Genomic DNA, 14,751 nt, shown 5'->3' on the forward strand with positions numbered 1-14,751 from the left:
GAGCGATGGATGGCAAGATCCTCGCTCGTGTCAGTGCGGTCGTCTTCATCGCGGTCGCTTTGACAGTGACCGCGATCGAGATGAGCAGCAAGGACGATGAGCCTGACGCCCTTGGGACACGGGACCGTTCCACCGCGTCACAAGACCTGCTCGCGTTCGAATTGCGCCGCTGTTCCGGGATCGGCGAGGCCGGTCCTCGCGATCCCGGTTGTCTGAAAGCCTGGGCAGAGAGCCGGCGCCGGTTTCTCCGTCAACGTGACTCGGCAACCGCGCCTGCGCCGGTAGCGCCGACAACGCTGTTTCCGAATGTGCCCGCGTCAGGCGACCGGCAAGAAGGGGAGGGGACGGATGTGACCGCTCCCGCGATGCAGGTCGAGCCGCCTCGGCCGGAGCCGCGCTGACATGGGTGGCATGGGCGTCATCGACCATTTCCTCGAAGTCTTCACACGCTACATCGACAGCGGCTTCGGCCTGCTCGGCGGCGAGGTGGGCTTCATCGCCACAACTCTGATCGTCATCGACGTGACGCTGGCGGCGCTCTTCTGGTCCTGGGGTGCCGACGAGGACATCATGGCGCGCCTCGTCAAGAAGACGCTCTTCGTCGGCGTCTTCGCCTACCTCATTTCCAACTGGAACAATCTCGCCCGCATCGTCTTCGAAAGCTTCGCCGGGCTTGGCCTGAAGGCCTCGGGTACGGGTTTTACCGTCAACGATCTCATGCGCCCGGGCAAGGTGGCGCAGACCGGGCTCGATGCCGGCCGGCCGTTGCTGGACTCGATCTCGAACATGATGGGCTATTGGTCCTTCTTCGAGAACTTCATCCAGATCGCCTGCATGTTCTTCGCCTGGGCGCTGGTGCTGCTGGCCTTCTTCATCCTGGCGATCCAGCTCTTCGTCACCCTGATCGAGTTCAAGCTGACGACGCTCGCCGGTTTCGTGCTGATACCCTTCGGTCTGTTCGGCAAATCCGCGTTCATGGCCGAGCGGGTGCTTGGCAACGTCATCTCGTCCGGCATCAAGGTGCTCGTGCTCGCCGTCATCATCGGCATCGGCTCAACCCTTTTCTCCGAGTTCACTTCCGGATTCGGCGGGACCACGCCGTCGATCGACGACGCCATGGCGATCGTGCTGGCCGCGCTGTCGCTGCTCGGCCTTGGCATATTTGGACCTGGTATCGCCAACGGTCTCGTCTCCGGCGGCCCGCAGCTCGGCGCGGGTGCGGCGGTCGGCACCGGGCTCGCCGCCGGCGGCATGGCAGCAGTGGGCACAGCGGCCGGCGGCGCCATCGTGTCCGGAGGCGTGGCTGTCAGCAGCGGTGCTGCAACGGCGGCCCGTGGCGGTGCCGCCACCGCGGGCAGGGCATCCACAGCCTACGGCCTCGGCGCGGCGGGACAGTCAGGCTTTTCCGGCGTCGCATCCGGGCTCGGCGGTGTCATCAGCGCCGGCGCGCAGGGCGCCATCTCACCGCTGAAGCGAGCGGCAAATAATGCGGCAGGCAGCATGAAGCAGAGCTTCCAGTCCGGCGCTCGCGCTGCCTTCCAGACGACAGGCGGATCCTCCACGGCTGGCACAATCGGCGCGAACGCGCCCGAAGCCAGCTCCGCTCCCGTTGCGTCCTCCGCCACTGAAAGTCAGCCTGCCTGGGCGAAGCGCATGAAGCGCTCGCAACAGATGTCCCATGGCGTCCAGGCCGCCGCCCACGCTGTCCGCAGTGGCGACAGCCATGGCGGCGGCTCCTCGATCAACCTCTCTGAAAGAGACTAAGCATGTTCAAACGACCGTCCACGCACTACGGCAGATCCCCACAACCCGAGACGCCCTACCAGCGTGCTGCGCAGGTCTGGGACGAGCGCATCGGTTCCGCTCGCGTGCAGGCGCGCAACTGGCGGTATATGGCTTTCGGTTGCCTGGCGCTCGCCGCGGGCTTCTTCGCAGCGCTCATCTGGCAATCCGCGAAAGGCTCGATCGTGCCTTGGGTGGTGCAGGTCGATCGTCTCGGCCAGGCGCAGGCCGTGGGACCCGCGATCGGCGACTATCAGCCGAGCGATCCGCAGATTGCCTTCTACCTGGCACACTTCATCGAACAGGTGAGGTCGATCCCCGCCGATCCGGTCATCGTGCGGCAGAACTGGCTGCGCGCCTATGACTTCGCGACGAAGAGCGGGGCGCTGGCCCTCAACGACTATGCGCGCGCCAATGACCCGTTCACCAAGGTCGGCAAACAGCAGGTCGCCGTCGACGTGTCGTCGGTCATCCGCGCATCGCCGGCGAGCTTCCGCATCGCCTGGATCGAACGCCGCTATCAGGATGGATCACTCGCTTCCACGGAGCGCTGGTCGGCCATTCTCACCATTGTCATGCAGCCCCCGCGCGACGCCGACACGCTGAGGAAGAATCCGCTCGGCATCTACATCAACGCCATCAACTGGTCGAAGGAGCTTGGACAATGATGCCCGCACTCTGCAACACCGCCCCCCGGGGGTGTCCGGCTTTCCTCGTTCGCGCAATGCCGGCCTTACGCAAAATGGCCTTTCCAGCACTTCTGCTTTTGACCTCGGCGCTTGCGGGCTGTGCCACCAGGCAGAAGCCGCCGGAGATTTCCTATGACGATCCGGTCCCGGCCGTGCAGGCGGTCGATCCGCCCCCGCCCGTCAAGGTGGTGGAGCTGTCCAAGCCGCTGCCGCTTCCAGGCCAGTTGAAGCCGGTCGGCAAGGCCGCAAAGCCCGACCCGGAACCGACCGATCCGGCCGCGCGCGTGAACCTGGCCAATGCGGCCGCGCGCGTCCAGCCTGTCCGCAACGGCTTCATCAACTCGATGCAGGTCTATCCGTTCGTCGATGGCGCGCTCTATCAGGTTTATGCCTCGCCGGGGCAGATCACCGACATCGCGCTGCAGCCCGGCGAGCAGCTCGTCGGCTCCGGTCCCGTCGCCGCCGGCGACACCGTGCGCTGGATCATCGGCGATACCGAGAGCGGTACGGGCGGCGCCAAGCAGGTCCACATCCTCGTCAAGCCGACGCGCGCCGACCTTCTCACCAATCTCGTCATCAACACCGATCGGCGGACCTATCACATGGAACTGCGCTCGACGCCGTCGACCTATATGGCATCGGTTTCCTGGCAATATCCGCAGGACCAACTCATCGCTTTGCGGCGTCAGAACCAAGAGGCTGAAGCTGTGCAGCCGGTCTCGACGGGCATCGATCTTTCTCGCGTCAATTTCCGCTACGACGTGACTGGCGATCGCGCACCCTGGCGGCCGTTGCGCGCCTTCGACGATGGTAAGCAGGTGTTCATCGAATTCCCGCGGGGCATCGGCCAGGGCGAGATGCCGCCACTCTTCGTCGTCGGGCCGGACGGTGACACGTCCGAGCTGGTCAACTATCGCGTGCGCGGCAACTACATGATCGTCGACCGGCTGTTTGCCGCCGCCGAGTTGCGCTTCGGCGCCGGCAAGAACCAGCAGCGCATCCGCATCTCCCGCACCGATGGGGTGAAGAGCAGTCGATTTTCATGGATGCGTGGCCCTGGTGAGACCCCGCAAGCGACGTCCCTCCGAACAAACAGGGGAGGGTCGTCATCATGAGCGACAGATTGGATCCAGGGAAGGAAGAGGGCCGGGGGCCGGCGGATGACGCCCGGCCGGAGGCGTCGGTCGAGGATGACGCCCGGCCCCTGACAGGCGAGCCGGCCGCAGCCATGCGGCTGCGCGCCGAGCAACCGCGGGTGACGCGTCTGTCCCGCAAGGCGCTGGCCGCGTTGGGGCTCACCGCAAGCCTCGCTGTCGGCGGTGCGCTGATCTACGCGCTGCAGAACCGTCAACAAGGCCAGGGTCAGGAGCTGTACTCAACCGACAATCGCTCGACGCCCGATGGGCTCGCCGGCCTGCCAAAGGACTATGCAGGCGTCCCAAAGCTTGGCCCACCGCTTCCCGGCGATCTCGGCCGCCCGATCCTCGCCGCGCAGAATGGCGGCCCCGCGCTATCAACAGGTCCCGTTGGACTGGACCAGGAGGAGCAGCGCCGGGAGCAGGAACTGGAAGCGGCGAGGACGGCGCGCTTGTTCGCGTCCACGCAAACGCGGCCTGCAAGTGACACGACCGTCGCTCAAGTCACGACAGAAACCGTGCCACGGCCTGATCTCTCCAGCCTTGGGTTCGCGCCGCAGCCGGCCACGCCCTCGGCGCAGGACCGGCAGCGCGCGTTCCTTGATCAGCCGGCGGACAAGCGAACCGTCTCGCCTGATCGCGTCGCGGCGCCGGCGTCAAAAAACGTCCTGCAGGCGGGCGCTGTCATCGCGGCCGCCCTCATCACCGGCATTCGCTCCGACCTGCCGGGTCAGATTACCGCGCAGGTGACGGAGAATGTCTATGACAGCCCCACCGGACAAGTCCGTCTCATTCCGCAGGGGACGCGCCTCATCGGCCAGTATGACAATGGTGTCGGCTTCGGCCAGCGTCGCGTGTTGCTGGTCTGGACCAGACTGATTTTTCCGAACGGCCGCTCCATCATTCTGGAACGTCAGCCTGGCGCGGACGCGGAAGGCTATGCTGGGCTCGAGGACGGCGTTGACTATCACTGGGGCGAGCTCTTCAAGGCTGCAGCGCTCTCCACGGTTCTGAGCATCGGCGCGCAGGCAGGCTCATCGGGCCAGGAGAGCGACATCATGCGCGCTCTTCGTCAGGGTGCTTCCGACAGCATCAGCCAGACAGGCCAGCAGATCGTGCAGCGGCAGCTCAATATAGCGCCGACACTCACCATCCGACCGGGATACCCGGTGCGCGTCATCGTCACGCGCGATCTCGTGCTTGAACCTTATGGAGGCTGAAATGGCCAAGCTGAAACTGGGGCCAATCGCTGACGACAAACCTGTCAAGGTCATGGTGGAGCTTCCCGCGGCATTGCACCGTGACCTGACCGCTTATGCCGAGATCCTCGGCCGCGAAGCGGGGCACCGGCCCGCCGATGCGCCGCGCCTCATCGTTGCGATGTTGGAGCGGTTCATTGCGACGGATCGGGGCTTTGCCAGGGCAAAGCGTTCGGAAAGTGCTGGCTAAGGGCCTGGGGACCGAAGTCGAACCGGTCAGTCGCGCCTCCCATTCATGGCGTGACTTCAGAAATCGCGCCGCGGCGAGCTCCTCCATTGACAGGTCCCGGGTCGTGCTGCTGTCGCCATGTTTCTTGCGGTCCCAACCAGCCGCAAGAGCGCGCGCTTTGGGTTCGATTCAAGCCACACTGCCTTGATCCAACTGATGCTGCTCTGCCCACGGATCGGTTTCCACACTGTGGCGTCGATGGCGACTGTCCTGGCAAAACCCTCGCCCGCCAGAGTGACGCCTTGACCGAGTTGCACCTTGAGGATGACCGTTGCTTCGCTGGCGCGACATATCTGGATAGCGGGGCCACCATTCGCAGCGATATGCTCCAGCAATTGCGGATCCCGGGAGGATTCGCCTGAAACCAGCAGACACGTATCTGCAAGATCTGCCCATCTGACCGCAGGCTTTTCTGCAAGCGGATGGTAGCAGGGCAGGAGAACGAACAAACGCTCGTGCGCAAATATCTCGCTTCGGCACAGGGCGGCGTTCTCAAGCCCGTGCGTGAAGACGATGTCGAGGCGCCGGCGGCGTATAGCCGCCAGGCACTGTTCGAGTGGAACGTCTTCGATCTCGACGCACACGTCTGGATGTAAACGGCCAAAACGATCGATGAGACGTGTCACGAACGTGCGCCCCATCTGGGCGCATAATCCTATCCTGAGCGTTTTGACATCCTGGTGACCGCGACTACCTCCAGCCAGTGCATCCTGCAAGCCTTCATAATGGGCCCGGACAAGATCGACCCAGGCCCGGCCTGCCTCGGTCAGCCGAACGCCATGGACGTCGCGGTCAAACAACTGCATGTCGAGCAACTGCTCGAGAGCTACGATGTTGCGGCTGACACAGGATTCCCTCACTCTGAGAACTCTTGCAGCCTGCCTGAGGCTGCCATGGTCGACAGCTGCGAAGACATGGTCCAAACGGCGGAGCGTGTTGTCGACCTGTCCCAAGGCGCAGGAGCCTATTCCTGCGCGGCAGGGACGCTAACGGGCAGGGGCGGACACAAGCTCGTTTCGTAGACGTACTCGTGCGGAATGGCCGGAGTGGCCATCTGGGAGAGGTACCGGTTTAGGTTTTCCTCGCTATTGCTCGCCGCCAGGCTACAGAAATTTCCGCTGTTCCACGTCAGTGAGCAGTAGCTGAAATGCTGGCGTATGGCGTCGGCCATCTGTGCCAAAGTCACCTCATTGCCGAACATCGTATCCAGAACGAGGGTTTGCTTCTTCTCGATTTCATCTGGGGGAAAATAGCGCGCCTTGAACCCAAAATCCTTCTGGTATTCGCGACGCCTGTAGTCCGGCTCCTCGGTTGCCCGGAACTTTTCGACGAAGACGAAGATTCCGTCCTGCTTGAGGTGCTGGGTCACGAATTCGATCTGGCTTGCTCTGTTGGGCGAGTACATCTGAAAGGTCGTATCTTCGAGAATGATGTCGAACCCGTGGGCAAAATTTGCCAGTCGCGGATCTGAACGCAGGACGTCCTTTGTCAAATGATGAAAGGGGCCGACGAAGAAGTCAGCGTGCGGCGGTTCGCCATAAGCCATGAAGCAATTGTAATTCTCCGCGTTCGGGCTGCACGACAGTGTGCGTATCTGTCCCTCCGACAGTTCGGACAGTGTCCTCGCCATCGTGCCTTCCGCTGTTCCAAGGCTGTATAGCGAATGCGGACCACCACGATCCCGTGCGTATTTCAGCATTGCGTAGGCCGTCCGGCACTCCTCCTCCAATCTGTAGGGAATGCTGCCGTGATAATGCTGGTCAAAAAAGCCTTGTCGTGCCGCATGCAGGCTGACCAGGCCGCGCAGCAGTTCATCGCTCGGCAGAAGCCGGGCGTCGGCGACGGGCTTGCGGATTGGCATCCCGCTCTTGCCAGCGGCGGTCGCCGCGAAAAAGCCTGCCAGTCCGTTGATCCGTGGGCCGTGGTCGCACTCAGCCAGAAAGTCGTCGAGTCCACGCATCGCAGTATGCCTCCAGCACCGTTCCATTGGTGAGATGCCGATACGTCGATGGGGGAAATTCCACCAAGATAAGTGGGGTCTAATATTTCACCGGGCTCAAGTATTGGCTGAGCCAACTGGTAGGCCTGCCGGATACAGGCGGCTTTCACTCGTTTGCCATTTTTTCGCTAAAGTCACATCTTCTACCAATCCAGAGTTATTTGCGTGTTGTTCAGCAACCCATGGTTCGCCACATCATGCGCCGACTGGCCGCTCGCCAGTAAGGAGGCTGCGGATACGTGAATACTCTTGCGCTCGACCCGACCCAGAATCGCCGTTCCCGGCACCAGTCGCTTACACACAAATATGAGAATTGGGGGAGCGTGCGGGCGGACGTGGTCAAAAGAACCGGGCTTGAGCGCCAGGAAACAAGAATCCTGCAGCCAAACCATTTGTTCCTGATGAACCTGAAGGGCACGGCGTGCCGCGGAGAAGACATCGTGGATGGGCGCCGGATTGCCTTTTTGCCGCGCCGGGCCGGTTCGATAATCTTCATGCCCGCCGGCAGTGATTGGAATGGGTGGGACGAGGGGGACGCGACCGCTTCCTACCTCCTAGTCTCGATTGCAAAAGAGTTCGCCGACGATGTGTTTGCGGGAACGGCTCGCCATCGCCCGGCAGTGCTGCCGCCGTCGATCGGGTTTCGGGACGGCACTGTAGAGTTGGCGTTGCAGAGGATTGCCTTGGAGCTCAAGCAGCCTGACCCCATCAGCGCAACGATGGTGGAGTGCCACGCCACGCAATTGCTCGGCCAAATGTTGAGGTTGAACGGCTTCCATCAGGAGCCGGCAAAAGGCGGTTTGTCATCGTTCGATCTCAAGCGGGCGGTGGACATGATCGAGACGTTGTCGGACGGCAGACCTACGCTCGCCGATCTGGCGAAAGAAATTGGGGTTAGCCGGTTCCATTTCTGGAGGGCCTTCAAGCAGTCGACAGGCATGACGCCGCACGCATTCATTGCGCAGCGACGGCTGGAGCAGGCCGCGGACATGCTGCGATCGACCAGTCTGTCGGCGACGGAAATCGCGATGGAATGTGGTTTCGGCAGCTCGAGCCATTTCACGACCGCCTTTAAGCGGGCATTCGGCGCGGTCCCGACGGAGTTTCGTCGTAACTGCAGAATCTAGCCCCCCGCTTGTCGGTTCTCAGCAAGTATCGGAAAACCCCAACATCACAGTAAAGCAGGCTTGGCGGAAGACGGTATCCATCGGCGGTCAGCCGGATACGCCGCTCATGTCAAACCTGGTTCGAGTTCATCATGGCAAAGGACGGGCCGGCCGGTCCAGTCCCTGCCTCGGATTCCTGGCCAGCACGCTATCGGCGGCCGTTGCCCGAAACGGCTACTACATCGCATCCGCCTGGATTCTCGTCGAGCGAGGGTACGGAACCGCCGGCGTGGCGACGTTCCTTGCGATCGTCAGCGTTGTCGAATTCATCGCGAGCCCTCTGGCCGGTGTAGCGGCGGATCGATTTGACAGGCGATGCTTGAACGTTGCGGCAGACCTCAGCCGCTTCGTCGTTATGCTGGCTACCGCTTGCGCGCTTCTCGACATGGACGTGTTTGTGATTATCTGTCTGTCAGCGGCCCTCTTTTCGTTTTGCGACCGTGTCGCGCTTACAAGCTCTCAATCAATGATCCCCGTGATAGCTGACGGCCGCGATCTTGTAGCCTCGAATTCCGCCGTCTTCTTCGTCATGCAGGTCGGCAATCTCGGCGCAGCTTTGCTTGCAGGGCCTTTGCTGCATGATCGCTCCCCAGTCGTGCCATTCACCGTTATTGCTGCCTTCTTTTTGTTTTCATCGGGCTGCCTAGCCTTGATGCGGCTGCAACCGGTTTCGCGTGATGTCCGCTTCGCCAAAATCTCGGCAGCACAATTAGATCCAAGCCTGCGTCGTCTCATCGGCGTCTACGCGCTTCTCTACACAAGCGCGGTGCTTGTCAGCGTCATGGGATCTAGCTTCGTCTTCCAGGAGCAGAAGGGTACTGCCGCGGATTTCGGCTACCTTGAGGCTGCATGGTCGGCGGGCTCACTGATCGGTGCGGTCTCTCTGTTCCGGATTGAAAGAGCGATGAGTACCCACGTGCGGCATCTCATGCTTTTGGGCTTAACGGCGCTGGTACTCATGGCGCTGGCATCTCTGCCCACGCCCTGGACAGTGATCCTTTTTGTCGCGCTCGGATTTCTATACAATCTTGGACGCGTCAGCGTTGAAGTCACATTGCAGTCGCATGTATCCATTTATCTTTTGGGCCGGGCCAAAGGCATTATGCATAGTGTGGCCGTGGTGCTCGGGTTACTCATCTTCGGCATCGCCGCCGCTGTCGGAGATCGAGCATTTCCTTCGACGATTTTCTTGAGCTTTGGCGTGGCGCTCCTCGTCAGTATTTTGTGTTTGAGCGTGGGTGTAATTCAGACACGAGAAAAAGGTGAAACGTGAGGTGGAAGAGCTAACAGCAGGCGTAGATGCGAAACAGGCAGTCCTGGGGTCGCTGACGGCACTCTACCCCTGGATGAGCCCATACCATTCCCGGCCGATCCGTGATTATGCGTTTCGCCTGTTTACGGCGCCGGCTTCGGTTCCCATGCCAGAAATCCGGCTCCGAGCCTTCACCAAACTACTCGACATCATCAGGAAGGCAGCGACACGAAACGGGTTGTCTGCCGATACCGCCTTGGAAATCTGCAGGGATTTCCAAAGGCGCCGCGTGTTGCAGACAGGCCCTCATTTGTTTCTCCTCCTGGAGCCGGAAGCCTATTATACGCATATCTTCAGCCTCCTTGGTCTCTCGGCGCATGGCTGTTCGACCTACGTTTCCTACGCCGTTTCGACGGTGAATCTCGTCGAAAAGCCACGCAAGGGACCAGGCTGGATCACCGTTGACGGCAAGCCGGTCAACGTCTTTGGCCTGAGCCGAAGCCGGATGATCGGATACAGCCTGCTAGCCGGGCCGGGACCTTACAGGTTCGAGTTGTTACCGAGGGAGCCAAATACTGGGGGAGACGCGCTCACGCTGCTTCGTAGCCTTCTGCCGAAAACGCAATTCGACCGGCCGGCGCATGCCATCAAGGCAGCCAATCTCATCCTTTGGCCAAGAATGTTCGGACACCGCTTTGCCTTCCTGCAGATCGACGACGAGGATATCGCCGACTTGGTGGCCGACCATCTGTCGGACGAAAATTCCTGGCTACGCATGAGACTGCTGGAAGACCCGAAGTTCGCCTCCAATATCCTTGCCGGCATCGATGGGCTCGCGTCCGGCCCCTGGAGTGGCTGGCTCGCGCGCGGTACCGACTTCTTCTGGCTCTACGAAAATGGCAAACGCCTTCCGCTGCGTCTGGTTGCCGGAGAGCTCATCGATCCCGCGACCGGTATGAAGGTGGCGTGCTTCACAGCCCCCGATATCCTTGAGCGGCTGGCAAATCGCAGCCTTGTCCCGAATCTCCTGCTGATGTTTCTGGTTTTGTCGATCCTGCCCGGCGTGCGCGCGCTTGGAGGCAGCTATCAGCCGATCTATTACCCCCTGATGCGCTATGTCGTCTCCCGGGCGCTTGAGGCCACAGGCGTGGATGAAGATCTTCAGCAGGCTCTCGCAAGCGACGACGTACCGGGTGCTTGGGGACATCGGGTAATTGAGTGTGATGATGATCCGCTCGAGCTATTCCTGAAGGGCAGGAACGGCGCGATGAGTGATCTCATCGGCCGTTTGGGCGACATTTCCTTCGCCGAGGCTTGTGGAAGCATGAAAGGCTTCGTGACAGACCCGTCGTGGAATGAACTTCACAGCCGACTGCGGCAGGGGTTGGTCACGCCGTCCGATGCGGAATGGGCCTTTTCCTGAAATGTCCTATGCACTTCCTATGTGTACGCCGGTTACGAATGGCAGCTTTGCGCCCCATGTCGGTCATTGAGCAAGCCATAGTTGCATCCGAAAGCGGACACTTCCGCCAACGGCCACCTTTGCGCTTACCGGCTATCCCAACGGAGCAACAGGCGGTTACGTTCGACGCCGCTCGGCGCCTCGGTAATCGACGCTCTTCAAAATTCAGCCTGGACCGGTGCCGTACTGACGAAGCCAGTAGCACTAACGCCTTCCCGCCCTGGGCCGCGTTCGCTATGTCTGGCCGCGCCGTCCGCCTTGGATCCACCTGATGTGCCCAGGACAGCTTGTATGACCACAAGCTAATATGCTACCTTGCACAATGCGCGGATTGCTGGCACTTGGAATGCTGGTTTTGGCGGCTACAACAGCAGCCGCAGGTGAGCAGTTGTTCGACTCCATCGCCGCCGGCGACAAGGGTGCCGTGGAGCAAGCCCTGGCAGGCGGTGCCGACGTCGACAGCCGGGCGCGCGACCAGGCAACGCTGCTCATCGCTGCAGCGCTCGATAACCAGCCGGAAATCGCCGACTTCTTGCTGGCCAAGGGTGCCGACATCATGGCGCGTAACTCGGGCGGCTTTACCCCGCTTCATGCGGCGGCCTTCTCGGGCAGCCTGCCGATCGCCAAGCTGCTGCTGGAAAAAGGCGCGGTGCTCGACGATGCCGCCAACAAGGCGGGTGCTACGCCGTTGCTGGTGGCCGGCGAGGAAAACCACATTCAACTGGCCGAGTTCCTCATTGCGAAAGGTGCCAATGTGAACCATGCCGAGGGGCATGGCTACATGCCGATAACGCGCGCATTCTGGAAGGGCAACACGGATATCATACGACTTTTCAAACGCCATGGTGCTACCTGCCAAGCCAAAATTCTTGGCGAGGCGAACGCGGCGAAGTGCGCCGAGATCCACGATTAACGGAGGATACAGATGAGCACGATGATCAAGCTACGACTGGTTCGGAGTTTGGGGACGGCTGCCCTGGTCGCGGTAGCTGTGGTCGCCGGCGCGGGATCGGCATGTGCCGACGATTCGGTAAACACCGGCTATTTTGGTGGTGTGGCGATCATGGGCTACGACACGGTCGCTTACTTCACTGACGGCAAGGCCGTGAAGGGCTCCGAAGAGTTCACTTATGAATGGCTGGGGACACCTTGGCATTTCGCCAGCAAGAAACACCAGGAAATGTTCATGAGCGAACCGGTCAAGTACGCTCCTCAATATGGCGGGTACTGCGCCGGCGAAGTCGTGGGCGGGGGGGTCACGGTCAATGTCGATCCTGAGGCATTCAAGATTATCGACGGCAAGCTCTACCTGATCTACGACGTCGACAATGCGGATGATTTCGCCGCGCATGCAGCTGAAAATATCCCGAAAGCCGATGCCAACTGGCCGAAGGTCGCGGCCAATTTGGAACTCGATCACTATCATTGAGACGCGCGTGTGCGTCTACCGAACCACGGTGAAGTGAAACACCTTGCTTGTATTGGCATAGGAGTAGCTTTTGCCGGCTGCGTCGTTGCGTCTGTAGACGGGACCACAGTCGGGGCGACCGAACAGGTTCTCGCTCTGCTCGCACAACAGATCGCCATCGACGTAGACGGTCTCGGTGACTAGCCGCGTCGTAGAGCGGAAGGCCGCCTTGCCGTCGCTTCCGATCTGAAGGAAGGCTGGTTGGAGACCGGGTTCGATCTGGCCTTGCAGTGTATGGCCAATGACGAGGGACGCGATCTCGGCACCCTGTAACTGGTCCTGTTCGGCCGGGGTAAAGCCGAAGCGCCATTGGGGGAGGCCCGCCTGGCGCAGTGCGGCGACGAGTATCGCCAGATCCTGCGGATTCCGAAAATGTGCATGAGTCATCTCCCACCCAGCCAAAGAGTCCACGTAGCTGGACCCTGCTACGAGGCGGAGCCCCTCGGCGATTGCGGCTTTCGCATTCGGTAGGCGGCCGCCGCGGACATACGCCGCAGCGAGCGTAAACCGAAAGTTGCCAACCGTGGACGCATCGTCGCGTGTGTGCTCGAGAGTCTCGATCGCTTTCTCGACATTGCCCTGGAGCAGAAAAACCAGCCCAGCAGTTTCCCGGTTGATCGCTGAGAGGTCGGGGTCGAGCCTGAGCGCCGTCTCGACCGCAGTGGCTGCCTCGGCATGATTGCCGGCGTATAACTGAACATATCCAAGGGCTGCTTGCGCCTCTGCATCGCCCGGACCGATTGAAACAGCCTTCTTGGCAGAGGCAATCGCATCTTCGTAGCGGCGATTCACGACCTGCATGATCCCAAGAATTGCATAGGGCGACGAAAGGTCAGGGTCGAGTTCCAAAGCTCGGCTCGCCTTCTCATATGCTCTCTTTCGTGCTGGCGCGCTCTGGATGACGTCGTTGAAGGCCTCCCGCCAGATATAGATTGTGGTGCGCGCGTCGGCCGCGAAGGCTTCGGCAAAGGCGGGGTCAAGCTCCTCCGCCTTGTCGTAGAGCGTGAGCGCCTCCCGCAGGCCGGCCTGCAGGACGCTGCGTGACGCCGTCTCGGCTTGTAGATAGTAATCATAGGCCTCGAGATTGCTCGTCGGCGGCCGCGCCATGCGCTCGCTTTCCGCTGCCGAAGGTTGCATGCCAAGCGCCTTGGCGATCTCGCCGCTCATCTCGTGCTGGACGGCAAACACGCCGGCCATGCCACGGTCGAACCGGTTGGCCCACAGATTGTCGCCCGTTGCCGTATCGATGAGCTGGGCATTGAGGCGGATCTGCTCGCCGGTGCGGCGGACACTCCCCTCGACAACGAAGCGGACGCCAAGGTCGCGCGCGACGTCCGCCAGCGCTGCAGGCTTGTTCTTGTAGGCGAACACCGAGTTGCGCGCGATGACGTCCAGACCGGACAGCTTGGTGAGGTCGGTGATCAGATCCTCGGTGATGCCGTCAGCGAAATAGTCCTGGCCTGGATCGCCGCCGAGGTTTGCAAACGGCAGCACGGCAACCGATGGCCGCGATGGCACTGAGAACTTCTGCCATGCGAAAATGCCGGCAATCGCGGCGATCGCCAAGGCGGCGGCGCCTGCCAGGATGATGACGCGCGAGCTCGGCCGGTGTGGCGCGGCCGTGACCTTTCCCGATGCTGCGGGATCCAGCAGCAATCGATAGGCGCGAACCGGATCGGCGATGTTCTTGAGGCGCTGCTCGCCAAGACTGGCAAAGCCGACATCAACCTTGTGAACGGCATGATCAAATGCGGTTCCGGAGATACATACACCCCCCGGCTCGGCCATAGCCTCGAGGCGCGCGGCGATGTTGACGCCATCGCCGTAGATGTCATTTTCCTCTACGATGACATCACCGAGATTGACGCCGATGCGAAACCGGATGTGGCGGGGGTCGGAGGTGCCCGGGTCTCGGACAGCCATCCGGCGCTGAATCGCGGCAGCGCATTGGACGGCATCAACGACGCTGGCGAATTCGACCAGCGCCCCGTCTCCCATGAGCTTGATAATCCGACCGTGGAATTCCTTGATCGCGGGGTCGACCAGTTCTCGACGGCAACCCTTCAGTCGTTCGAGCGTGCCGACCTCATCCTCGCCCATGAGCGTGCTGTAGCCGACCACGTCGGCAGCAAGGATCGCGGTAAGCCTTCGCTCCATGTGCGGTTGTCCTGCCTCCCTAGCTCAAAGCTTCGCTGAGCGTATTCGACTGGCGTTTCGAATGCGAGCATGCTTGGCCTACTGGACAGCGATAATGCAACCACGTCGTTTTGAAGACATTGCCCTCATGGCTTAGCCTTGTGCGAAACCGG

General features: G+C 61.4%; 14 protein-coding genes. 11 read left to right on the forward strand and 3 right to left on the reverse strand.

The window, feature by feature from the left end:
* Positions 1-5 precede the first annotated feature (5 nt).
* The 6 genes from trbK-alt to NKJ75_RS18260 are packed head-to-tail and all read left to right on the forward strand — an operon-like array spanning position 6 to position 5,056.
* A complete protein-coding gene (gene trbK-alt, locus NKJ75_RS18235) occupies positions 6-401 on the forward strand; it encodes a putative entry exclusion protein TrbK-alt (protein ID WP_023731538.1) in 396 nt (131 codons plus the stop codon).
* Position 402: 1 nt separating this feature from the next.
* Positions 403-1,764 carry a P-type conjugative transfer protein TrbL gene (gene trbL, locus NKJ75_RS18240; protein WP_286487420.1) on the forward strand — a complete coding sequence of 454 codons (1,362 nt, stop codon included), beginning with the start codon at positions 403-405 and terminating at the stop codon, positions 1,762-1,764.
* A gap of 2 nt (positions 1,765-1,766) precedes the next feature.
* Positions 1,767-2,450: a conjugal transfer protein TrbF gene (trbF, locus tag NKJ75_RS18245; RefSeq protein WP_352463671.1), complete on the forward strand. Its 684-nt coding sequence runs from the start codon at positions 1,767-1,769 to the stop codon at positions 2,448-2,450.
* A complete protein-coding gene (gene trbG, locus NKJ75_RS18250) occupies positions 2,447-3,586 on the forward strand; it encodes a P-type conjugative transfer protein TrbG (RefSeq protein WP_023829991.1) in 1,140 nt (379 codons plus the stop codon). Before trbF ends, trbG begins: the two co-directional genes overlap by 4 nt.
* The gene (locus NKJ75_RS18255; RefSeq protein ID WP_023694970.1) at positions 3,583-4,827 is read left to right on the forward strand and encodes a TraB/TrbI/VirB10 family type IV secretion system protein; all 1,245 of its coding nucleotides are present in this window, start codon (positions 3,583-3,585) and stop codon (positions 4,825-4,827) included. The genes trbG and NKJ75_RS18255 overlap by 4 nt, the downstream gene beginning before the upstream one ends.
* A 1-nt stretch (position 4,828) precedes the next feature.
* Positions 4,829-5,056 (forward strand): DUF2274 domain-containing protein, encoded by a 228-nt coding sequence (locus tag NKJ75_RS18260; RefSeq protein ID WP_023716200.1) that lies wholly within the window; start codon positions 4,829-4,831, stop codon positions 5,054-5,056.
* 56 nt (positions 5,057-5,112) lie between these two features.
* Here NKJ75_RS18260 and NKJ75_RS18265 read toward each other — a convergent pair whose 3' ends face one another.
* Both NKJ75_RS18265 and NKJ75_RS18270 read right to left on the reverse strand, forming a co-directional pair.
* Positions 5,113-6,048 carry a LysR family transcriptional regulator gene (locus NKJ75_RS18265; protein WP_023716199.1) on the reverse strand — a complete coding sequence of 312 codons (936 nt, stop codon included), beginning with the start codon at positions 6,046-6,048 and terminating at the stop codon, positions 5,113-5,115.
* A gap of 11 nt (positions 6,049-6,059) precedes the next feature.
* Positions 6,060-7,055 carry a class I SAM-dependent methyltransferase gene (locus tag NKJ75_RS18270; protein WP_023694972.1) on the reverse strand — a complete coding sequence of 332 codons (996 nt, stop codon included), beginning with the start codon at positions 7,053-7,055 and terminating at the stop codon, positions 6,060-6,062.
* Positions 7,056-7,333: 278 nt separating this feature from the next.
* On the opposite strand from NKJ75_RS18270, the gene NKJ75_RS18275 reads away from it, so the two are divergent.
* From NKJ75_RS18275 to NKJ75_RS18295, 5 genes are all read left to right on the forward strand, one after another.
* On the forward strand, positions 7,334-8,221 hold the full coding sequence (locus NKJ75_RS18275; protein ID WP_023829990.1) for a helix-turn-helix transcriptional regulator: 888 nt from the start codon (positions 7,334-7,336) through the stop codon (positions 8,219-8,221).
* Between the two features lie 106 nt (positions 8,222-8,327).
* Positions 8,328-9,533 carry an MFS transporter gene (locus tag NKJ75_RS18280; RefSeq protein ID WP_352500018.1) on the forward strand — a complete coding sequence of 402 codons (1,206 nt, stop codon included), beginning with the start codon at positions 8,328-8,330 and terminating at the stop codon, positions 9,531-9,533.
* On the forward strand, positions 9,523-10,935 hold the full coding sequence (locus NKJ75_RS18285; protein ID WP_155923635.1) for a hypothetical protein: 1,413 nt from the start codon (positions 9,523-9,525) through the stop codon (positions 10,933-10,935). Before NKJ75_RS18280 ends, NKJ75_RS18285 begins: the two co-directional genes overlap by 11 nt.
* A 361-nt stretch (positions 10,936-11,296) precedes the next feature.
* Positions 11,297-11,887, forward strand: a complete 591-nt coding sequence (locus tag NKJ75_RS18290) for an ankyrin repeat domain-containing protein (protein WP_352463670.1) — start codon at positions 11,297-11,299, stop codon at positions 11,885-11,887.
* 12 nt (positions 11,888-11,899) lie between these two features.
* Complete coding sequence (locus NKJ75_RS18295; RefSeq protein WP_023716196.1) at positions 11,900-12,403, forward strand: YHS domain-containing (seleno)protein; 504 nt, start codon at positions 11,900-11,902, stop codon at positions 12,401-12,403.
* A gap of 15 nt (positions 12,404-12,418) precedes the next feature.
* On the opposite strand, the gene NKJ75_RS18300 is transcribed toward NKJ75_RS18295, so the two are convergent.
* Entirely contained in the window at positions 12,419-14,599 is a 2,181-nt protein-coding gene (locus NKJ75_RS18300) for an adenylate/guanylate cyclase domain-containing protein (protein WP_023716195.1), read from the reverse strand.
* Between the last annotated feature and the right edge of the window lie 152 nt (positions 14,600-14,751).

This window comes from Mesorhizobium sp. M0058, assembly GCF_040323095.1.
Taxonomy (GTDB): domain Bacteria; phylum Pseudomonadota; class Alphaproteobacteria; order Rhizobiales; family Rhizobiaceae; genus Mesorhizobium.